We start from the raw sequence: 20,936 nt of genomic DNA on the forward strand, positions 1-20,936 counted from the left end.
GTGCACGCTTCGGGAGTGGAGTACTCGCGCGGGTTGTGGCTGATCCCGTCGTATTCACCACGCACGAAGACCATCGCCGTCGGGCAGAGCGCGGCGGTGGCACTCGACGTAGGCGTACGGCGGGTCGAGACGTACATCGGCGGGGCCGTGGAAGCCGGTGCGGGTCAGCTCGCCGCCGAGGCGGCCGTCGCGATCGGTCAGGGCGTCAGCCCGGCCTGCTCCCTCCACGCGATGACCTGACGCCGCCCGGCGGCGTCGGCGTCGGTGAGGGCCAGGCGGTTCACCCCGCGCAGCCCGGTGTGCTCGTCGTCGTACGCGCCGATCTCGGCGGGGTCCATCGGCGACTGCCACAGTCGGTGGCCGTCGACGGTGATGGTGTCGGAGGTGGGGCTGGTGATGTTCTGGCTCCCGGGAACGGTCGGTTGGACCCGAGGGTGGTCGGATGCGGATGGGTGTTCAGGCGTCCGCGGTGGTGGCGGCGGGGTTGGCGGCGCTGCCCTCGGTGCTCAGCAGCACCACGGTGGAGGCGGGGCCGAGGCCCAGTGCGGCGCGGCGCTCGTCGGCGCCGTCGCCGGTGAGCGCGGCGCGCAGTCCGGCGAGCGAGGCGGCGCCGCAGGGGCCGCTGGAGATGCCGAGCCGGGCGAGGTCGCCCGCCGCGCGGGCGCTCGCGGCGTCGGGGATGGCGATGGCCGCGTCGAGACCGTCGCGCAGCCGGGGCCAGGCGATGCTGGAGGGGGTGCCGCAGTTCAGTCCGGCCATGATGGTCTCACCGGTGGTGACGCTGACCGGCTCGCCACGTGTCAGGCTCTCGATGACGCAAGGGGCGGCCGTGGGTTCCACCGACAGCAGTGCCGTGGGCGGCCCGGCCGGGCGGCTGCGGTAGTGGGTGACGACGGCGTGGGCCAGCGAGCCCACGCCCACCGGGATGGCGATGAGGTCGGGTGTCCCCGCTCCGGCGGCCGCGAGTTGCTCGTCGATTTCGGCGCAGAGGGTGGAGTAGCCCTCGACGATCCAGCCCGGTATCCGTTCATAGCCGGGCCAGGCGGTGTCCTGGACCAGGAGCGCGTCCGGTGCGACGGCGGCCTCGGCGGCCTGGCGCACTGCCTCGTCGTACGCGCCCGTGACCTGGGAGACCTCCGCCCCCTCCGCGGCGATGGCCGCCACGGCCTCCGGATGGACACCGCGTGGAACGAAGATCCGGGCGCGGTGGCCGAGCAGGCGTGCCGTCCGGGCCACGGCGCGGCCGTGGTTGCCGTCGGTGGCGCTCACCAGGGTGACGGGCGCGGTGGCATCGCCGCGTGCGGCCCGTGCAGCCCGTGCAGCCCGTGCGGCCCGTGCGGCTCGTGCGGCGAGGGCGCGGTGCACGGCCCAGGACGCGCCCAGGGCCTTGAAGGCGGGCAGGCCCAGACGGCCCGACTCGTCCTTGACGAAGACCCGCCCGATCCCCAATTCGGTGGCGAGCGGCGGGAGTTCGGTGAGCGGGGTGGGGGCGTAACCGGACAGGGAGGCGTGGAAATCCCGTACCTCGGTGGGGGCGGGCGGACAGGTCCAGGCCCGGGCGGCGGGCCGGGCGAACCACGGCGGCTCGGCGGTGGAGGAAACGTATGCGGGCACACAGCCAGCGTGCGGCCCGTACCTCCCATCGGTCCAGCGCCCCAACCCCCGGCCGCCCGGTCTGGAGCGTCGGCCCCGACCGCTGGGGCGGTCGGGGCCGACGATGAGTGCGCTCGGGCTCAATCGCCCTTAGTCGTCAACGCACTTGGGGTACTTCGAACCACGGTTGCAATCGTGGTAGTCGTACTTGCTGACCCGGAACTTCTTCTCCTCGCCGCCCTTGGCCGGATCGACGACCAGGTAGAACTTCTTCCCGTCCTTGACCTTGTCGGTGACTGTCCCATCAGGGCCCCGGTCAAAGTCCTGCGCGCACCCGGCGAGTGTGAGGGCTGAACATGCCAGGAGGGCAAGGGCAAGGCGACGCATGTCGTGCTCCGATCAACGTGAGGATTGCGAGACAGTCTAGGGGGCATCGGATCATGGTCCGGCCAGGGGTCACATTCGCTCATATGCGGGGAAACGCCTGATGGACGGCGGCGGGAGAAGGAGAGAAAAACGCCCGGCAAGGGTCGTCCGGGGTGCCCTACAGTATGTCCGGGCCGTGACTGGCGCTGAGGTGGAGCACCACCGGGGAGCGGCCTGACGATCGGGTCGATGCCGTGCGCCTGGGCGAGTAGTCGGTAACGCCTGGGAGGCGACCTTGTCCTCGACACAGACGGCCCAGCTCATGGATGGCGCCGGTCTCGCCCGGCGCATCGTGGCGGAAGCGGCGGGCCACGCTTCGGAGATCACTCGACGTACGGGAGTCACTCCCTGCCTGGCAACGGTGCTGGTGGGCGAGGATCCCGCCTCGGCCACGTACGTCCGCATGAAACGCGCGCGTTGCGCCAAGGCGGGGATCGCATCGCGGTTCGTCGGCTTGCCGGCCGCCACGACGACCGCGGAGTTGGTCGACACCCTCGGTTCTCTGTCCCAGGACCCCGACGTGCACGGCATCCTGCTGCAGCATCCCGTCGGTGCTCATATCGATGAGCGGGCGGCGTTCGAGGCCATCGCTCCCGAGAAGGATGTCGACGGCGTCACCATGAACTCCTTCGGGGCGATGAGCTTCGGGTTGCCGGGGTTCACGTCGTGCACTCCCGGAGGGATCATGCGTCTCCTGGACGAGTACCGCGTCGAGCTCGCGGGGCGGCACGCGGTGGTGGTGGGCCGCAGTCCGATCCTGGGCAAGCCCGTGGGAATGCTCCTGCTGGACCGGGACGCGACGGTGACGTATTGCCACTCCAGGACCGCCGACCTGGGCGCGGTGCTCCGGGAAGCGGATGTCGTCGTGGCGGCGGTGGGCCGGCCCCGGCTCATCCGTGGCGAGGACATCAAGCCGGGCGCCGTGGTGATCGATGCCGGATACAACCCCGGCAACGTCGGCGATGTCGACTTCGATTCCGCGTGTGAACGTGCCCGGCTGATCACCCCGGTGCCGGGCGGGGTGGGGCCCATGACCATCGCCGTCCTGCTGGCACAGACCGTGGACGCCGCCCGGCAGCAGACGGGTGCGACGACGGACGTACGGGCGGAATGCTGAGCGGTCGGCCACCGTGGGGGCGCCCTTTCGGACGCCCCTGTGGCTGCTGGCCCCGTGGCCAGAGCCGGTGGCTAAGGTCGGATGTAGGGCCGGGTGATGATCTCCATGTTGTGGCCGCTGGGATCGTCGAAGTACGCGCCACGGCCGCCGAAGAGACGGTTGATCCGGCCGGGGTCGGTGTGGTTGGGGTCGGCGTAGTAGGTGACGCCGACCGCTTCCAGACGGGTGATCATCGCGTCGAACCGCTCATCGGGCACGAGGAACGCGTAGTGCTGCGGCTGTATGGGCTCGTCGCGCTTCTCGTAGTAGTCGAGTGTCACGCCGTTGCCGAGGTCGACGGGCAGAAACGGGCCGAACGGCGCTCCCACCTCCACTCCCAGGATCGCGGCGATGAACTCGGCGGACAGCTGCCGGTCGTGGGCGTAGACGGCGGTGTGGTTCAGCTGGACGGCGGTGGCCGGGGGCTCGGAGTCGTGCTGGGGCTGGGCGTGGTGTGGCATCGGTGGTGGTGTCTCCGCATCGTGGAATCCGCTGGAACAGGCGCCACGTACGGGCGCCAGGAGGAAGGACACGGAGGAAATGGCGGGGCTCTGGCCCGCCTCGCGCTCACGCCGAGGCCGGGCGCCTCACTCGTGCGTGGCCCATGGCCGACCCGGCAGTCACGTCACCGAACTTACCATCGACGGTCTGACTCCGTTACTCCGTTACTCCGTGACGCCGCGACTCCGGACGACAGTCGTCCACCGCACTGGAGCTGCAACGGCAGACCTTTCTGCACGGCGGGTCGGACGGGCTGCACTACGGGTTGTGGTCCGACGACGGATCGACCTGTGATGGCGTCGCCTCCTACTACACCCATGACGGCGACGACATCGACACACCAGCCACCACACTCCGCTGGAGGCGATCCGCGCCCTCATCGAACGCCACTGGCGCGACCCCGCCGCCGACGACGGGGACGCGGACCACCTGGCCGCTCGGCGTCACAGTCTTGAGCAACTGCGCGAGGCCCTGACCAGGCTGGAGACGGGCGACCGCGACGAGACCGGCGCCGGCTATGTGCGCGCGTACGACGGCGCGGCCGGGCCTGCCGACCCCGCGCGGGTCGCCACGCTGGACGGTGCCGGTGCGCTCGTGAGCGGCGAGACCGCGCAGGAGCGGCCCGTACAACCGGGGCTCCGCCCAAGACCCGTCCAGGGGCGAAGCCCCCTGCTATGCGCCGGACACCCGCGGCACCGGACCGCGCACGCCCCTCCCCCACGGCCGCACGATTCCCCCCGGCCCGGCCCCGGTCGCCACGGAGCCGAGCCGCGAGCGCCATGTCCGATTTCCGCCAGCACACCTCCCCTCCCAGGGCGCACAGTGGAGGTGTGATGAGCGACGACAGCAGGTACGAGGCGGTGTGCAGCCGCGACGCGCGGTTCGACGGCGAGTTCTTCTTCGGCGTCGCCACGACCGGGATCTACTGCCGGCCGAGCTGCCCCGCCACCACGCCCCGGCGCAAGAACGTCCGGTTCTTCCCGACCTCGGCCGCCGCGCAGGGCGCGGGGTTCCGGGCCTGCCGCCGCTGCCGGCCGGACGCCGTGCCCGGCTCCGCCGACTGGAACGCGCGGGCGGACGCCGTCGGCCGCGCCATGCGGATGATCGGGGACGGGGTGGTGGACCGGGAGGGGGTGTCCGGGCTCGCCTCGCGGCTCGGGTACAGCGCTCGGCAGGTGCAGCGGCAGCTGACCGCCGAGCTCGGTGCCGGGCCGGTGGCGCTCGCCCGCGCCCAGCGCGCCCACACCGCGCGCATCCTGCTGCAGACCACCGCGCTGCGGGCCTCGGAGATCGCGTTCGCGGCCGGGTTCTCCAGCGTCCGGCAGTTCAATGACACCCTGCGCGAGATCTACGCCGCCACCCCCACCGAACTGCGCGCCGCCAGGCCGGAGAAGTCTTCCCGGTCCGGGTCCGCGGGGGCGCCCGGCGGGGTGCTGGGGGCCAACGGCGGGACCAGCTGCGGGGCCGGCGGCGGAACGGCCGGGGTGCCGCTGCGGCTCGCCTACCGCGGTCCGTACGACACCACGCAGGTCTTCGACTACCTCGCCCGGCGTGCCCTCACCGGCCTGGAGGAGATGGTGGGTACGCCGGGCGCCCGGACCTACCGCCGTACGCTGCGGCTGCCGCACGCCTGCGCCATCGTCGAGGTCGACGAACGGCCCGGCGACGGCTGGCTGGAATGCCGGCTGCGCCTGACCGAGCTGCGCGATCTGACCACCGCCATCCAGCGGATCCGGCGCCTGTTCGACCTGGACGCCGATCCGTACGCGGTCGCCGAGCGCCTCGGCGCCGATGCCGCGCTCGCGCCGCTGGTGGCCGCGCGACCGGGGCTGCGTTCGCCGGGCACCGCCGACCCGCATGAGCTCGCCCTTCGCGCCGTGCTCGGCCAGCAGATCTCGGTGGCCGCCGGGCGCGTGCTGGGCGATGGGCTGATCGCCGCGTACGGCAAGCCCCTGGAGCGGCCCGACGGCGGGCTCACCCATCTCTTCCCGCGCGCGGAGGACCTGGCCGAGGCGCCGCTCGGCGAGCTCGGCATGCCGGAGAGCCGGCGCGCCACGCTGCGCACGCTGGCCGCCGCGCTCGCGGACGGCACGGTGCGGCTGGACGCGGGCGCCGACCGCGACCGGACCGAGAAGGAGCTGCTGGGGCTGCGCGGCATCGGCCCCTGGACATCCGGTTACATCCGGATGCGGGCGCTGAGCGACCCCGATGTGCTGCTGGAGTCGGATGTCGCCGTACGGGCCGGGGCCCGCGGCGCCGGGGCCCATCTGGAGGACTCCGAGGGCTGGCGCCCCTGGCGCTCGTACGCCATGCACCACCTCTGGAACGCCCCGCGGCCCCGGCCCGCGTGATCCCGCCGGGAGACACCCACTGCGATACACCCGCTGCGATCCGCCCACTGCGAGACACCCGCTCGGAGACATCCGCCGAGCGGCACCGCGCCCGCCAACTCATCGCCGGGAACGTCCCGATGACATCGCCGTGAGGTCGATGACCCCGGCGTGAAGAACGACGACCCATTCTGAAACCCCGGTCCGCCGCCGCTTTACGGCCCCTTTATGCCGTTGAGAGCGTGCGCAGCGAGCACTCTCGACGAGCGCGAGACGAGCGCGAACTGGGGGAGATCGTCAATGGGACACAGAAGAGGCCGCGTTGTCCAAGGGATCCTGGCAGTCGGGGCCCTGCTGGGCGCGCTGCTCGGGATTCCGCAACAGGCCCACGCCGATCCGGCGCCGCCTCAGCCGACCGTCTGCAAGCCGTGGGTGATCATCTCCGCCTATGGCGCGGACGCCTCGGCCGGGCCGGGCGCGCCCTGGGGCAGCCCGGTCAACAGCCAGTACATCGGCGGGATCACCGAGGCCCTGAAGGCGAAGGGCATCGGCACCGCCGCTCGTGATCCGGACGGCAATCCGCGGGCGGACGACGCCGTGGACATCCGCAATCTCTCCTACCCCGCGAACGCGTTGCGGTACTGGCCCTGGGAGCCGGGCTACGACGAGTCGCTGAGGCTGGGGAAGGAGAAGCTCGCCCAGGAGGTGAGCTGGTACAACACCACCTGCGGCAAGGGCACCAACCTCATCCTGCTCGGGTACTCCATGGGTGCCCATCTGATGAAGCAGGCGATGCAGGATCCGCTGCTCCAGGCCAATCAGGAGGCCGTGGCCGCCGTGGTGAACGTCGCCGATCCCAGCCGGAGCAACGGCCAGGCCGGGATGGCGCAGAGCGGCCAGATGCGGACCGTGACACCGGACTTCGCCCCGGCGGAGGCCCAGGCGGCCGACGGCGGGCTGTTGCAGCGGGCCACGGTGCCGGAGACCTTCTCCGGCTTCCTCGGCGACGGCCGGTACCACGACATCTGCCGCACGGACGACCAGTTCTGCAACCGCCCCGGCCAGACCCTGCCCGGGGACTGGGTGGACATCGCCAAGCGGGCCGCGGACAGCGAGGGGCCGCACGGCGACTACGCACGCGGCGCCGACTCCACCGGCGCCCAGGCGGTGGAATCCGCGCTGACCCACCAGGCCGAACGGAACACCGTGCCTCCGGGGCCGCCACCGGCCCCCGGGACCGGTGACACCAACCCGCCGGACACCCCACCGCCCCCGCAGGGCCGGCCGGACGACCCTCCGGCGCCGCCGCACGACCCGAATGACACGTCCTGCGCGCCGCACGGCGACACCGACGCGACGGGCGCCGCGGCCATCAAGGAGGCGTGCGCGGTGGTCGGGGCCGACACCTGGTACACCTGGGGCGGCGGCCACGGGGTGGATCCGCCGGGGGCCACCTTCGGCCATGTGGACTCCTCGGACCCGGAGCGGAGCAGAGAGGACCCGAACCGCAGGGGCTTCGACTGCTCGGGTTTCGTCCGCTACGCGTTCTACAAGGCCACCGGCTATGACGTGCTGGGCGACCGCACGGCGGAGCAGATGTACAACGCCTCGTGGCCGGTGCGGATGACGGCGGGGCAGGGCGAGGGCGCGCTGCGCCCCGGCGATCTGGTGTTCTTCGGCACCGCGGGCAATATCCACCACACCGCGATCTATCTGGGCAACGGGCAGATCGCCGAGGCCCCGCAGTCCGATGAGAAGATCCGGGTGGCCCCGCTGCGCAGCCATGACGACTACACCGGTGCCGTGCGGATCAGTGGCGCGGGTGGTGGCGGCGGTGGCGACGCCCCCCAATCCACCTGGGGCACCAATGTGCGCACCCACACCGAGCCGTCCGTCGGCTCCGCGGTGCACTCCACCTTCCCCGGGCCGACGGGGATCCGCGTCGACTGCCAGCGGCGTGCCGAGCGGGTCACCTCCGAGGGCTACACCAGCGATGTGTGGTCGCGTCTGCCGGACGACGGCGGCAGTTGGGTCAGCAACATCTATGTGAAGGGGCCGGAGTGGATTCCGGGTGTCCCGGCGTGTGATGGGGATCCGGGCCAGGGCGGTCCGCCCGGTGACGGCGCCGGATCGCGGCGCCAGACCTGGGGCACCGATGTCACGTTGCGCAACGGCCCGTCCTCCAAGGCCCAGGCGACGGACGCGCTGGCGAAGCCGACGACGGTGCGCGTCGACTGCCAGGCGCGGGGCGAGGAGGTCACCGCGGACGGTGTCACCAACGACGCGTGGGCGCATCTGCCGGACCGCAACGCGTGGGTGTCCAACATCTACCTCCGGGGCGGCGCCTGGCTGGAGGGCGTTCCCGAATGCGACACCGACCAGGGCGGGGGCTACGGCGACAACGTCGACTTCCGCGACACCTGGGGCGATGACGTACGGGTCCACCGGGAGCCCGCGCAGGGCTCACCGGACGTGACCACGCTTCAGGGTCCCAGCCAGGTGCGGGTCCAATGCCAGGTCCACGCGGAGCAGGTGACGGCCGAGGGCTACACCAACGACGCCTGGAGCTATCTCTCCGACCGCCGGGGATGGGTCAGCAACATCTACCTCAAGGGCGGTGCCTGGCAGGACGGTGTGCCGCTGTGCGCGCCGGGCAATCCGCCGCCGGGGCGGTGAACGGCCGGTCGCCGATGTCACCGCCGGGGAGGTGAGCGGGGTCATCCGGCCGCCAGGTCGCGCACCGTGCGCAGCCCGGCGGTGACATCGGCGATGGTCGCGCAGTCGCCCACCGCCGCCCCCGCGGGCAGGACGAGGTCCGTCGGGGGCCGGCGGGTGGCGACGGCGTCGGCCAGGTCGGACAGCGCGGCCCGCAGCCGGGCCGCGAGCGCGGGATCGGGCTGTGGGGCGCCCTGGTCGAGCCGTACGCCGCAGGCCGTGACCGCGTCCACGATCTTCTCCAGGGCCAGTACCACCGGCGCCCAGGCCGCCAGGTCCCGGCCGAACGGTGGGTGTTCCGCACTGGCCACCTCCACCGCGCGCCGGGCGTCGGCGAGTGCGCGGTAGGCCTCGCGGCGCAGCCGCAGCCGGGTGGCGTACGGCGCCTCGGCGGTGAGCACCCGGTCAAGGTGGTCGCGGGTGGCGCGGACCGCGAGCGACAGCCGCACCGACACCTGCGCGCGCGGGCCGCCGAGCCCGGGCAGCGCCCCGGCGGCCAGGACCACACCGCAGGCCAGCAGCGTGTCGGTGAGCCGGGTGAACCCCGGGTCGGTGTCGCCGCCGAGGTAGACCAGGGAGAGCAGCAGCGGGGTGAGCACGGCGGTCTGCAGCGCGAAGTGGCGTACGGAGACGGGGATCAGCGCGGAGCAGACCGCCGCGACGGCCACCGGCCAGCTGCCGGGGTCGCCCGCGCCGGGGGCGAGCAGCGTGGCGAGGGCGCCGAAGACCGCCACGCCCACGGCGGTGCCGAGGGCGCGGGAGAGGGCCCGGGAGACCAGCGGGCCCATGTCGGGCTTGACCAGGAAGGCGGCCGTGGCGGGGAGCCAGTACCAGTGCGCGCCGGGCAGTTGCTGGGCGAGGGCGGTGCTGATGCCCACGCACAGGGCCACCCGGGCGGCGTACTCCCGGCCCGCCGGGCCGAGCGCGCGGCGCAGCCGCTGCCGGTGGCCGGGGACCACCGCGCCGACGGGCGGCGCCGGTTCGCCGTCGAACACCCGGGCGGCGAGCAGCACGGCCCGGTGCATGGCCACATTGCCCGCCGTGTCGGGCACCGGGGCGGGCAGCCGGCCCGGTGGCAGTCCGGTCCGTACCGAGCGGGCCAGTTGGGCGGGGGTGCGCGCGAGGCGTTCGGGTACGGGTTCGTCCTCCCACAGGAGGGTCAGGATGCCCTCGCTGAGTGCTCCGGCCACCGCCAGCCGGTCGCGCAGCCGCCGCTCCTCCTCGTCGACGCGGTGCAGGGGGAGCCGATGGGCGTAGAGGGCTTCGTACGCCGCGTCGTAGGCGGCGGTGAGCTTGCGCCGGGCGGCCTGGCCGTCGTCGGTGCCGACCGCGGTCATCAGGTCGGCCAGGGCGTCGTACACGGCGGCCACCGTCTCCCGTTCGCCGGAGGGCGCGGCCTGGCGTGCGGGGATGACGCGTGGCAGCAGCGCGGCCATGGCGATCACCCATGCGGCGCCGATGAGCAGCAGGCCCGCCCGGGCCGGCGGGGACACCGGGAGGGGCATGCCCGCGCCGACCACGGCGAGCACCATCAGCTGCACCCCGGCGGAGGAGCAGACCGGGCCGATGGCGCTGAGCGCGCCGGAGACAAGTCCGACGGGGGCGAGGGCGAGCGCGATCCAGGTCCCGAGGCCCAGCGTGCCCAGCCAGGCCCCGGTCAGCAGTCCGACGGCGCCGGCGAGGGCGGGCAGGCCGATGCGCACGACGCGGGTGGCGCGGGTGGCGGGGCGGTCGTTGATATGGGCGAACATCGCCCCCAGCCCGGCGAGCATCCCGAACGAGGTGTGTCCCGACGCCACGCCGACGGCCACCACCGGCCCCACGCCGAGGGCTCCGCGGAGCACCGCCGCCCAGGGCACGGGGCCCCGCAGCGCCCGCACCCCGCGCAGGGGGTGCGTCAGCCAGTCGGGCGGTGGGACGAGCGCGCGCAAGGGTCCTCCGTGCGGTGGAAATCATGGGCCTCTTCGAACCGTACGTGAGCAATACGGAACTTTCGTAACCTGCGTATTTCCGCCATGTGAGCTGCTGATGCCCCATCCCCCGCACAACCGGCCCCCGGTCCGCGGTCCCGGGTGTGACCTGGTGTTTTGTACAGTCTTCCCGGACCGGCCGGTCGGGCTGTTCGGGGTGCACATGCCAGGCTCATATGTCTCGCTCCGTGGCCAGCTTCTTGCGGAGCGTGTTGTGCTGGGTACGCGGGAGAACTAGCCTCCCTTCCGCCCGTTACCGAACATTCGTCTGGTAACCGCCTTCCGTTGATCCCCAGCGCCGGAGAACGCCATGCAGGTGACCTTGCATCAGGACAAATGCGTCGCCTCGGGGCAGTGCGTCCTCGCCGCCCAGGACGTGTTCGACCAGCGGGGCGAGGACGGTGTCGCCGTACTCCTCGACGACCGTCCGCCGGCGGAGCTGCACGACGACGTCCGTCACGCGGCCGCCGTCTGCCCCGCCCTGGCGATCGCCCTGGCCGACTCGTGAGCGCACCGCGGAACGTCGTGGTCGTGGGTGCCTCGGTCGCGGGGCTCACCGCGGCCGTCACACTGCGCGGCGAGGGCTACGACGGAAGGCTCACCCTCATCGGCGACGAGCCCCACACTCCCTACAACCGGCCGCCGTTGTCCAAGCAGATCCTGGCGGGCACCTGGGAGCCGGACCGGATCAAGCTGCGCACCGACGAGGAGCTGTCCGCCCTCGACGCGCGGCTGCTCTTCGGCAGATCCGCCACCGGTCTGGACACCGCCGCCCGCCGGGTGGTGCTGGACGGCGGCGTCGGCGTCTCCTACGACGCCCTGGTCATCGCCACCGGTGTCACCCCCAACAGCCTGCCCGGCGCCCACCATCTGGCCGGGGTGCACCTGCTGCGCACCCTCGACGACGCCCTAGCCCTGCGCGCCGACCTGCGCCGCCAGCCCGATGTGAAGGTGGCGGTGGTCGGCGCGGGCTTCCTCGGCTCGGAGGCCGCGGCGGCGGCCCGCAGGATGCGGCTGGACGTCACCATGATCGACCCCCGGCCGGTGCCGATGCGGCGGCAGTTCGGCGACCGGATAGCCGCCCTGGTCGGGCAGTTGCACAAGAAGAACGGGGTGTCCATGCGCTGTGGCACCGGGGTGCGGCGGTTCTTCGAGTCCGGCGGCCGGGTGACCGGTCTCGAACTCACCGACGGCACACTGCTCGACGCCGATGTGGTGGTGGTCGCCATCGGCGCCGCACCGGCGATCGGCTGGCTGGCCGGATCCGGCCTCGAGCTGGGCAACGGCGTCGAATGCGATCCCACCTGCCGCGCGGCGCCCGGCGTCTACGCGGCCGGTGATGTCGCCTCGTGGCACAACAACCACTTCGGCTGCCGGATGCGGCTGGAACACCGGCTGAACGCCACGGAACAGGCGCGGGCCGTCGCCCACAATGTGCTCGGCGAGAACCAGCCGTTCGCCCCCGTGCCGTACTTCTGGACCGATCAGTACGACGCCCATATCCAGGCGTACGGCATCTTTCCCGCCGACGCCGAGCTCGCCGTGCTCCACGGCGAGCTCGAGGGCGGCCACTTCGTCGTCGCCTATGGACACCGGGGCCGGGTGGTGGGGGTGCTCGGCTGGAACAGCCCGTGCGAGCTGCGCAAACTGCGTCAACTCGTGGTCGACCGGGCACCGTGGGCATCGATCCTGCCCGCTCCCCAGGCGGTGTGGCCCGGCCGACACCTCTCGGCCAGTCTCCGGTGACCGCGACGTCAATTTCCGGCCATGCGCTCTCCCGAGGCTGGCTGGGTGCTGGTCCGTCGTCTTCTCCCGCAACGTGTCGCCGTCGCTCCTGGTCACTGCCGGCTCCTCGGGCTCGCCGGGTCGGTGGCCCTGGCGGCGGGTGGGGCGACGGCCGGAGCGCTACCGGTGGGGGACGCCCTCACCCCTGACTCCGGGAGAGAGGCGCTCGGGCTGATCAGCACCTACTTCGGGCTGGTGCTGCTGATCGCGGCGTGGTGGCTGCTGGGTCGCGAGGTGCGCGGGCCGCGGCCGCCCGGCCCCCGCTCGCTGCTGATCACGCTCGCCACCTGGGCGGCTCCCCTGCTGCCCGGGCCGCCGCTGTTCAGCCGGGATGTGTACAGCTATCTCGCCCAGGGCGCGATGGTGCACGCCCGCATCGACGTCTACACCCATGGCCCCATCCGCCTCGGCGGGCCGCTGGCCGACCAGGTGGCGCCGGTGTGGCAGCACACCCCGACGCCGTACGGCCCGGTCTCGCTGGCCTTCGAATCGGCCGTCGCCCACGCCTCGCGCGCCGAGCCGTCGCTCGGGGTGATCGGGCTGCGGCTGATCGCACTGCTCGGGGTGGCGCTGATGGTGCTCGCGCTGCCCGTTCTGGCCCGCCGCTGTGGCACCGACCCGAGCGCCGCCCTGTGGCTGGGCGGCCTCAACCCGCTCCTGCTGCTGCATCTGGTGGGCGGGGCGCACAATGATGCCGTGATGCTCGGGCTGCTCGGGGCCGGGCTGGTGGCCGCGACGGGCCGATGGCCGGCCTGTGGCGCGGTGCTGGTCACGCTCGCCGCCCTGGTCAAGGCCCCGGCGGCGCTGGGGCTGCTGGCGGTCGCCACCCTGTGGGCGCGCCGGGTGGAGGGCCGCAGGCGCCGCGTCGGCGCCGTGGCGGCCACCGCCGCGCTGTCCCTGGCCACCACCGGGGTGGCGACGGCCGTCACCGGCACCGGATACGGCTGGATCTCCGCGCTCACCACCCCGGCCTCACCGGACAACTGGGCGCTGACCAGCACGCTCGGCCGCGCCACCGGCGCCCTGCTGGAGGCCGTCGGGAGCGGTCTGGCGCCGCTGGCCGCACCCGCCTGGCACGGTCTGGGGCTGCTGGCCACCGCCGTGGCCATCGGGGTCGCCTGGCTGCGCCCGCCCCGCCCCCGGCCGGTGTACGCGCTGGGGCTGAGCCTGATCGCGGTGGCCGTGCTGGGCCCGGCGATCCGGCCCTGGTACGTGCTGTGGGGGCTGTTCGTGATCGCGGCGGCCGGTCCGGGCGGAACGGTGCGCAAGGCGGTGGTGGCCGGGAGCGGGGTGCTCGCACTGGCCGTGCTGCCCAATGGGTTCGCGCCGGATTCGCGGCAGCTGACGTACGCCGTGTGCGGGGGTGCGCTGGCGGTGTGCGCGCTGTGGTGCGTACGGCACGCGCCGGGGTTCGCCACCGGCAACGCGCTGCCCGCCGTCTCCGGCGGCCACCGATCGGAGCGTTCGGCATGACGGGGCCCACCACCTCACGCGGACGGCTGGTCCTGGCGCTCGCCCTCACGGCGGCGGTGGCGCTGTTCCTGGCCTTCGTCCCGCTGCACCGGCACTGGTTCGACCTCAACGTCTACTACGACGCCGTGGGCCACTGGCTGCGGGACGGCCGCATCTACGACTTCACCATCCCCGGCGCGGACGGGGCGGACTACGGCTTCACCTATCCGCCCTTCGCAGCGCTGTGCATGCTGCCGATGGCCCTGTTCACCTGGCCGGCCGCGATCACCCTGAGCCTGGTGCTCAACGTGGCCGCCTCGGCCACCCTGCTCACCTGGCTGATCGGGCCGATCGTCCAGCGGCACGGCTGGAACAAGTGGTTCGCCTTCGTGGTGGCGGCCTGTCTGTTCGTCCTGCTGGAGCCGGTGCGGGACACCTTCAGCTTCGGTCAGGTCAATCTGCTGCTGCTGGTGCTGGTGTTCTTCGACGCCTGGCTGCTGTCCACCGGGCGCGGCCGGTTCGCCGGCTGCGGTATCGGGCTCGCCGCCGCCATCAAACTCACCCCGGCGATCTTCATCGGCTATCTGCTCATCACCCGGCGGTGGCGCGCCGCCGCGACCGCCACGGGCACCGCCGCGGCCGCCACCCTGCTGGCCCTGGCGGTGGCGCCGGGAGCCTCGCGGGTCTACTGGACCGAGGCGCTGTGGGACACCGACCGGATCGGGGTGCTCTCCTACGTCTCCAACCAGTCGTGGGAAGGGGTGCTGGCCCGGCTGGTCGATCCGGTGCCGCCGAGCGGGGTGGTGTGGGCGCTCGGAGTGCTCGCGGTGCTGGCCGTCTGGGCGCACCGGGTGCGCCGCGCGGTGGCCGTCGGGGACGAGCGGGCCGGGTTCGCGCTGACCGGGGTGGCCGCCTGTCTGATCAGCCCGATCACCTGGGTGCACCATCTGGTGTGGCTGATTCCGGCCCTGGCGGTGCTGGCCGACAGCGGGCTGCGGCCGGACGCGCCACCGGCCCGGCGCAGGCTGCTGCTCCGGGTCGGTGCGCTGGTGTACGTGCTGCTGTGCAGCAGTGTGGTGTGGCTGTGGCGGTTCGACTCCACCGGGGTGGACGGCTTCCTCGGCAGCAACACCTATGTGTGGATCTGCCTCGGCCTGCTGATCGCGCTCCCGCTGCGCGGTGCGCGTTCCGCGACGATGCTGGGCCAAGAGCCATATCCGGCACGTATCCCATGACGACAGGAGTGTCCGGACCGATGCCTGAAGCGATGTCGCGCCCCGTGGAGCAGCCCCTGGACCGGCCCGCGGAACGGGCGCAGCGCCGGCCCCTGTACCGGCGGCTGCCGCTGCGCCAGATCCTGTGTCTGCTGCCGCTGCTCGTCGTCGGGGTCTGGGTGGTCCAGCACCGGTCGCTGATCGGCTCCGGCGCCCGTCAGATGTTCACCGCCAATCCGTACTGGCTGCTGACGGCGGTGGCGACCACCGGGCTCGGCTGGGTGGCGGTGTCGTTCGCCCGGCAGGGCACGGTGCTGGAGCGGCTGCCGGCGAGGCGGCTGTTCGCCACCCAGTTCGCCGCGGGGGCGGCCAACCATCTGCTGCCGTCGGGGATCGGCGCCAGTGCGGTCAACATCCGGTTCATGACGGGCTGCGGGCTGCCGCCCGCCCGCTCCTCGGCGGCGCTGGCCCTGTACTTCCTGGCGGAGGCCACGGCCCGGGTGGGGTTGCTGCTGGTGCTGCTCGTGGCGTTTCCCGAGGCGCTGCGGCTGGGCCCGCTGCTCCCGGAGTCGGTGAGCGGGACGGTGGTGGCCGGGGTGGTGGCGGCGGCCGGGGTGCTGGTGGCCGGGGTGGCGCTGGTCCGTCCGGTGCGCCGGCTCGTGGTGACGTTCCTGCGCACCGCGCTGGCCGACGCCCGTTCGCTGCACATGCGGCCGTCCAGGGCGCTGGCGCTGTGGGGTGGTTCGCTGGCGTTTCCGCTGCTCCAGGCGACGGGGCTGGTGGCGGTCGCGCTGGCGCTGGAGCTCGAGGTGCGGCCGGCGCATGTGATGCTCGCGTATCTGGCCGCCACGGCGGTGGCCGCCGTCGTCCCCGCCCCCGGTGGTATCGGCTCGGTCGACGCGGCGCTGGTCATCGCGCTGGTGGCGGCGGGTGCGCCGGTCGAGTCGGCCACGTCCACGGTACTGGCGTACCGCTTCATCACGGTGTGGCTGCCGCTGATCCCCGGGGCGCTGGTGCTGGGCGGGCTGGTGCGCTCGAAGATCGTCTGACCGGCGGGGTCAGGGTCCGCGCAGGCTGAGGACGTCGTCGGGCCGGACGTCGATGTGCGAGCCGAGGAAGGCCCCGACCCGGTCGAGGGTTCCGCCCAGCCATGCGGCGTCGTCGTGGCCGGTGCGCTCCAGCCGCATCCGCCGTGACCGCAGGGGCACCATGCGCAGGCTCACCAGACGGCCGGTGTCCGGGTCCAGCTCGGGGAAGTAGAGCAGCCGCAGATCGTCGCGGTACCGCTCGTAGCCGCCGATGCCCTCGTAGTCGTCGACCATGTCGCCGCAGCCGTAGAGGACCAGCTTGCCGCGGTACACCTCGAGGGGGCGGGGGTGGTGGGAGGAGTGGCCGTGGACGAGGTCCACACCGCCGTCGATCAGGGCGTGGGCGAAGTGGATCTGGTCAGGTGAGACGCCGTACCCCCAGTTGCCGCCCCAGTGGACCGAGGCGACGGCGATGTCCCCGGGGCGCTTGAGCTGCCGTACGCGCTCGGTGATTCCGGCCGCGCGGGCGTCCGAGAGCTCGGGCAGGAAGTCGACCCCGGACCGGTTCTCGGTCGCGGCCCACCGGCCCGGAATGCCGCTGGAGGCCGCGCCGAACGAGAAGACCAGCACCCGGCGGTGGTCCCCGGCGGGGACGACGGCGGGGCGCCGCGCGGCGGCCGCGTCACGGCCCGCTCCGGCCACCCGGAGCCCGGCGGCGGCCAGGGAGTCGAGCGTTTCGTCGAGCCCGCGCCGGCCGCCGTCGAGCACATGGTTGTTGGCCAGGACGCAGACATCGGGCCGGACCGCGGTCAGGCAGGGGAGGTTGTCCGGGCTCATCCGGTAGTGAACGTCCTTCCCCGGGGCGAACTCATCACTGCGGGTGACGCTCGTCTCCAGGTTGAGCACCCGCACCTCGGGCGCCTCCTCGTCCAGCACCGCCAGGGCGTCGCCCCAGGGCCAGGAGAAGTCCACCGGCCGCGGGATCGGGCCGTTCGCCTCCTCGGCCAGCTCCACATAGGCCCGGGAGTCGCGGATGTAGGGCTCGTGGAGCTCCGGATCGCCGGGATGCGGCAGGATCTGGTCGACACCGCGGGCGAGCATCACATCGCCGCAGAGGAACAGCGTCACCGCCGTGTCGTGCATATCTCAACGATAGGCGTGCGTCGCCATGAGTGAGCGTGGCCGGGGCGGGGACCCGGACGAGGCCGCGGCCCTGCTGGAGCGGACCGTCGCGCCGCTCGACCGGCGGGAGCGGGGGGCGGGGCCGGGCGGCTGAGGGGGCGCGCCCCGCCCACGGCGTACGCCCCGGCCACGGCATCGGCGCCACCCACGGCGTCCGGCCTGCCCACGGCGTCCGGCCGCGCGGCCGTGGCCGCCGCCGGGGTGGACATGACGCGGACCGTGGGCGTCACGCGGCACGGGCGCCGACCTCCTGGCCCAGGCGGGCGCAGGTGCGGTTGATGAGCCGGGAGACATGCATCTGGGAGATGCCGAGCCGATCGGCGATCCGGCTCTGGGTCTCGTCGCAGAAGAACCGCAGGTAGAGGATCTCCCGCTCGCGCGCGGGAAGCCTGCGCAGGCACGGCTTGAGGGATTCGCGCTGGACCACCCGCTCGTAGGAGGACTCGGTGGAGCCGAGGGTGTCCACCAGCGTGTAGCCGTCGTCCGCGCCGCGCAGTGCGGCGTCCAGCGACAGCGTGCGGAAGCTGTCGAGCGCCTCCATGCCGACGAGGACGTCCTCCTCGGTCATGCCGGTGTGCCGGGCGATGTCCTTGACGCTGGGCGAGCGATCGTCCGGTGAGCGGGTCAGCTCCTGGATGGCGGTGCGGACCCGGTTGCGCAGTTCCTGGACCCGGCGCGGGACGTGCAGGCCCCACATGTGGTCGCGGAAGTGCCGCTTGACCTCCCCGACCACGGTCGGGACGGCGTAGCTCTCGAAGGCCGAACCCCGGTCCGGCTCATAGCGCTTGACCGCCTTGACCAGGCCGACCATGGCCACCTGCCGCAGGTCCTCGGGGCTTTCACCGCGGTTGCGGAACTGTGAGGCGATGCGCTCGGCCATCGGCATCCAGGCCCGGACGACATCCTGCCGCAGGTTCTCCTTCTCCTGACCGTCCGGCAGGTCGGCGATCCGGCGGAAGTCGGCGGAGGTGTCGGGGGCGTCGTCGTGTGCGTGCTTGGGATGTGTGCGGGGGTGTGCTCGTGCGGACGTCATGAGCCGGTCTCCCTTGGGCTGTCGTCGGTGTCACCACGGGCTCTGGCAATCCGGACAACTCGGGCGAACCTGAACACGCCTTGCGCAGCCGGGCTGCTCCCATGGCGTGCCTCCGGTCCGAAGCACACTGTGCGCGTGCCCCTCCTCGGCAGGGCGAAACGGAGTTCGTCCCCATGGATGCCGGTCCATCCGGTGCGTCGTACGTCACATCGGTCCGGTGCGTGGCCCGTATGGGCATGCGGGAGGCCCGCGACAAGGATTCGGTCCACGACCAAGATTTACGGAGGCTTTCCCGCCGTTTCGCCCGTGTGCCGTTGTCCGTACCGTCTCGGCGGAAGAGACTGCACCGGTTCCCCCCGCTTCCCTTCGAACGCCACAGGAGACCGGAGCGTCATGACCTCCATAGACCGTCGAAGATTCATGCAACTTGCCGGCACCGGCACGGCCATGTCCCTCCTCTCCGCCAGCATCGCCCGCGCCGCGGAGATTCCGGCGAACCGCCGGACCGGAAGCCTGCGGGACATCGAGCACATCGTCGTGCTGATGCAGGAGAACCGCTCCTTCGACCACTACTTCGGCACCCTGCGCGGGGTACGGGGATTCGGCGATCCGCGGCCGGTCCGGCTGCCGAACGGCAAGCCGGTGTGGCACCAGTCCGACGGCTCCAAGGAGGTCCTGCCGTTCCGCCCCGAGGTGAACGACCTCGGGCTGCAGTTCCTCCAGGACCTGCCGCACGGCTGGGGCGACGGCCATGTGGCGTTCAACGACGGCAAGTACGACAAGTGGGTGCCCTCGAAGTCGGCCACCACCATGGCGTATCTGACCCGCGAGGACATTCCGTTCCACTACGCGCTGGCCGACGCCTTCACCATCTGCGACGCCTACCACTGCTCGTTCATCGGCTCCACGGACCCCAACCGCTACTACCTGTGGTCCGGTTACACCGGGAACGACGGCAAGGGCGGCGGCCCGGTGCTGGACAACGCGGAGGCCGGCTACGGCTGGACCACCTACCCCGAGCGCCTGGAGAAGGCCGGGATCTCCTGGAAGATCTACCAGGACATCGGCGACGGGCTCGACGCCAAGGGCGGCTGGGGCTGGATCGAGGACGCCTACCGCGGCAACTACGGCGACAACTCGCTGCTGTACTTCAACCAGTACCGCGAGGCGGGGCCCGGCGACCCGCTGTACGACAAGGCCCGCACCGGTACCGACGCCAAAAACGGCGACGGCTTCTTCGACGTCCTGCGGGCCGATGTGAAGGCCGGGAAACTGCCGCAGGTCTCCTGGATCGCGGCGCCCGAGGCCTTCACCGAGCACCCCAACTGGCCCGCCAACTACGGCGCCTGGTACGTCGCCCAGGTGCTCGACGCGCTCACCTCCAACCCCGAGGTGTGGAGCAGGACCGCGCTGCTCATCACCTACGACGAGAACGACGGCTTCTTCGACCACGTGGTGCCGCCGTACGCGCCCGCCGCCGAGCGGGGCGCCTCGACCGTGGACACCACCGGGGAGCTGTACGCCGGGTCCTCCTCGCAGCCCGCGGGCCCGTACGGGCTGGGGCAGCGGGTGCCGATGCTGGTGGTGTCGCCGTGGAGCAAGGGCGGCTGGGTGTGCTCGCAGACGCTGGACCACACCTCGGTCATCCGGCTCATGGAGCGGCGCTTCGGCGTCGAGGAGCCGAACATCTCGCCGTGGCGGCGGGCGGTGTGCGGCGACCTGACCGAGGCCTTCGACTTCTCCCGGACCGATGTGAAGGTCCCGGCCCTGCCGGACACCAGCGGCTACCGGCCCAAGGACAACGAGCGTCACCCGGACTACGTGCCGGCGCTCCCGGCACACCCCTCGCTGCCCCGGCAGGAGTCCGGGCTGCGCCCTGCCAGGCCGCTGCCGTACGACCTGTCGGCCGATGCCACGACCGGCGCCGACGGCGGTCTGCGGGTCGACTTCGTCCACCACGGCAAGGGCACCGCCGCGCACTTCCACGTGACGTCCGCGAGCCATGAGGGCGGGCCGTGGGGCTACACCGTCGAGGCGGGCAAGCGGCTGTCCGGCAGCTGGCAGCGCTCCTCGGCGGACAACGGCGCCTATGACCTCCAGGTGCACGGTCCGGCCGGTTTCCTGCGCCACTTCACCGGCCACGCCACCGGCGCGGGTCCCGAGGTGAGCGCCCGTCACGACCGGGCGACCGGGGACGTCAGGCTGACCCTCGTCAACCGGGGCGACGCGACGGTGCGGCTCACCGTCCGGGACGGCTACCACAAGGAGAAGCCGGTGAACTACCGGCTCCGGCCGGGCGCGCGTGTCGTGCACATCGCGCGGACCGGACGCAGCCACCAGTGGTACGACCTGTCGGTGGTCTCCGACCACGACAGCGGCTATCTGCGCCGGCTGGCCGGGCACGTGGAGACCGGCCGTGCGGGGATGAGCGACCCCGCGCTCTCGGCGGACTGAGCCTCCGCCACCGGTCCCTCGTCGCGCGCCCGTCCGGCTCCCCGCCGGGCGGGCGCGCGGTGCGTTTCCCCGCCGCATGCGACGCTCGGGCCGTCGG

The 20,936-nt window shown here is 72.7% G+C and carries 18 protein-coding genes and 1 riboswitch; of the genes, 10 read left to right on the top strand and 8 right to left on the bottom strand.

What is annotated here, in order from left to right:
- Nucleotides 1–15 precede the first annotated feature (15 nt).
- Nucleotides 16–240, top strand: coding sequence for a hypothetical protein (locus IEJ02_RS01245; protein WP_191062909.1), 225 nt, complete (start codon nt 16–18; stop codon nt 238–240).
- Here IEJ02_RS01245 and IEJ02_RS01250 read toward each other — a convergent pair.
- The 3 genes from IEJ02_RS01250 to IEJ02_RS01260 all read right to left on the bottom strand — a co-directional run bounded on the left by IEJ02_RS01250 (nt 198) and on the right by IEJ02_RS01260 (nt 1,980).
- Nucleotides 198–338, bottom strand: coding sequence for a hypothetical protein (locus IEJ02_RS01250; RefSeq protein ID WP_191062910.1), 141 nt, complete (start codon nt 336–338; stop codon nt 198–200). The two genes, IEJ02_RS01245 and IEJ02_RS01250, sit on opposite strands and share 43 nt — an antisense overlap.
- A gap of 118 nt (nt 339–456) precedes the next feature.
- The gene (locus tag IEJ02_RS01255) at nt 457–1,614 is read right to left on the bottom strand and encodes a diaminopropionate ammonia-lyase (protein ID WP_191062911.1); all 1,158 of its coding nucleotides are present in this window, start codon (nt 1,612–1,614) and stop codon (nt 457–459) included.
- Between the two features lie 129 nt (nt 1,615–1,743).
- Nucleotides 1,744–1,980: a hypothetical protein gene (locus tag IEJ02_RS01260; RefSeq protein ID WP_086885525.1), complete on the bottom strand. Its 237-nt coding sequence runs from the start codon at nt 1,978–1,980 to the stop codon at nt 1,744–1,746.
- A gap of 165 nt (nt 1,981–2,145) precedes the next feature.
- Nucleotides 2,146–2,232, top strand: a riboswitch (ZMP/ZTP riboswitch).
- Nucleotides 2,233–2,254: 22 nt separating this feature from the next.
- On the opposite strand from IEJ02_RS01260, the gene IEJ02_RS01265 reads away from it, so the two are divergent.
- Nucleotides 2,255–3,136, top strand: coding sequence for a bifunctional 5,10-methylenetetrahydrofolate dehydrogenase/5,10-methenyltetrahydrofolate cyclohydrolase (locus IEJ02_RS01265; RefSeq protein ID WP_317985694.1), 882 nt, complete (start codon nt 2,255–2,257; stop codon nt 3,134–3,136).
- A gap of 71 nt (nt 3,137–3,207) precedes the next feature.
- Here the strand turns inward: IEJ02_RS01265 and IEJ02_RS01270 are convergent, their stop codons facing one another.
- Nucleotides 3,208–3,636, bottom strand: a complete 429-nt coding sequence (locus IEJ02_RS01270; protein WP_191062912.1) for a VOC family protein — start codon at nt 3,634–3,636, stop codon at nt 3,208–3,210.
- A 349-nt stretch (nt 3,637–3,985) separates the two neighbouring features.
- Complete coding sequence (locus IEJ02_RS01275; RefSeq protein ID WP_191062913.1) at nt 3,986–4,306, bottom strand: hypothetical protein; 321 nt, start codon at nt 4,304–4,306, stop codon at nt 3,986–3,988.
- 203 nt (nt 4,307–4,509) lie between these two features.
- On the opposite strand from IEJ02_RS01275, the gene IEJ02_RS01280 reads away from it, so the two are divergent.
- Complete coding sequence (locus IEJ02_RS01280) at nt 4,510–6,027, top strand: AlkA N-terminal domain-containing protein (RefSeq protein ID WP_191062914.1); 1,518 nt, start codon at nt 4,510–4,512, stop codon at nt 6,025–6,027.
- A 279-nt stretch (nt 6,028–6,306) separates the two neighbouring features.
- Entirely contained in the window at nt 6,307–8,682 is a 2,376-nt protein-coding gene (locus tag IEJ02_RS01285; protein ID WP_191062915.1) for an NlpC/P60 family protein, read from the top strand.
- Nucleotides 8,683–8,723: 41 nt separating this feature from the next.
- On the opposite strand, the gene IEJ02_RS01290 is transcribed toward IEJ02_RS01285, so the two are convergent.
- Nucleotides 8,724–10,652, bottom strand: a complete 1,929-nt coding sequence (locus tag IEJ02_RS01290; RefSeq protein WP_191062916.1) for an FUSC family protein — start codon at nt 10,650–10,652, stop codon at nt 8,724–8,726.
- 349 nt (nt 10,653–11,001) lie between these two features.
- Between IEJ02_RS01290 and IEJ02_RS01295 the strand changes: the two genes are divergently transcribed.
- From IEJ02_RS01295 to IEJ02_RS01315, 5 genes are read left to right on the top strand one after another with little or no spacing between them, the layout of a single operon-like run.
- Entirely contained in the window at nt 11,002–11,199 is a 198-nt protein-coding gene (locus tag IEJ02_RS01295; protein ID WP_137976234.1) for a ferredoxin, read from the top strand.
- The gene (locus IEJ02_RS01300) at nt 11,196–12,437 is read left to right on the top strand and encodes an NAD(P)/FAD-dependent oxidoreductase (protein WP_191062917.1); all 1,242 of its coding nucleotides are present in this window, start codon (nt 11,196–11,198) and stop codon (nt 12,435–12,437) included. Before IEJ02_RS01295 ends, IEJ02_RS01300 begins: the two co-directional genes overlap by 4 nt.
- Nucleotides 12,438–12,458: 21 nt before the next feature.
- Nucleotides 12,459–13,949 carry a polyprenol phosphomannose-dependent alpha 1,6 mannosyltransferase MptB gene (mptB, locus tag IEJ02_RS01305; protein WP_191062918.1) on the top strand — a complete coding sequence of 497 codons (1,491 nt, stop codon included), beginning with the start codon at nt 12,459–12,461 and terminating at the stop codon, nt 13,947–13,949.
- Entirely contained in the window at nt 13,946–15,163 is a 1,218-nt protein-coding gene (locus IEJ02_RS01310) for a glycosyltransferase 87 family protein (protein WP_191062919.1), read from the top strand. The genes mptB and IEJ02_RS01310 overlap by 4 nt, the downstream gene beginning before the upstream one ends.
- Before the next feature lie 20 nt (nt 15,164–15,183).
- The gene (locus tag IEJ02_RS01315; protein WP_223863193.1) at nt 15,184–16,191 is read left to right on the top strand and encodes a lysylphosphatidylglycerol synthase transmembrane domain-containing protein; all 1,008 of its coding nucleotides are present in this window, start codon (nt 15,184–15,186) and stop codon (nt 16,189–16,191) included.
- 9 nt (nt 16,192–16,200) lie between these two features.
- Here IEJ02_RS01315 and IEJ02_RS01320 read toward each other — a convergent pair whose 3' ends face one another.
- Nucleotides 16,201–17,313: a CapA family protein gene (locus IEJ02_RS01320; RefSeq protein ID WP_191062920.1), complete on the bottom strand. Its 1,113-nt coding sequence runs from the start codon at nt 17,311–17,313 to the stop codon at nt 16,201–16,203.
- Nucleotides 17,314–17,578: 265 nt separating this feature from the next.
- Nucleotides 17,579–18,385, bottom strand: coding sequence for a SigB/SigF/SigG family RNA polymerase sigma factor (locus IEJ02_RS01325; RefSeq protein ID WP_137976237.1), 807 nt, complete (start codon nt 18,383–18,385; stop codon nt 17,579–17,581).
- A 393-nt stretch (nt 18,386–18,778) separates the two neighbouring features.
- On the opposite strand from IEJ02_RS01325, the gene IEJ02_RS01330 reads away from it, so the two are divergent.
- The gene (locus IEJ02_RS01330; RefSeq protein WP_191062921.1) at nt 18,779–20,839 is read left to right on the top strand and encodes a phosphocholine-specific phospholipase C; all 2,061 of its coding nucleotides are present in this window, start codon (nt 18,779–18,781) and stop codon (nt 20,837–20,839) included.
- Nucleotides 20,840–20,936 lie beyond the last annotated feature (97 nt).

The sequence above is a fragment of the Streptomyces sp. 5-10 genome, assembly GCF_014712245.1.
In the GTDB taxonomy this organism is placed as follows: domain Bacteria; phylum Actinomycetota; class Actinomycetes; order Streptomycetales; family Streptomycetaceae; genus Streptomyces; species Streptomyces violaceusniger.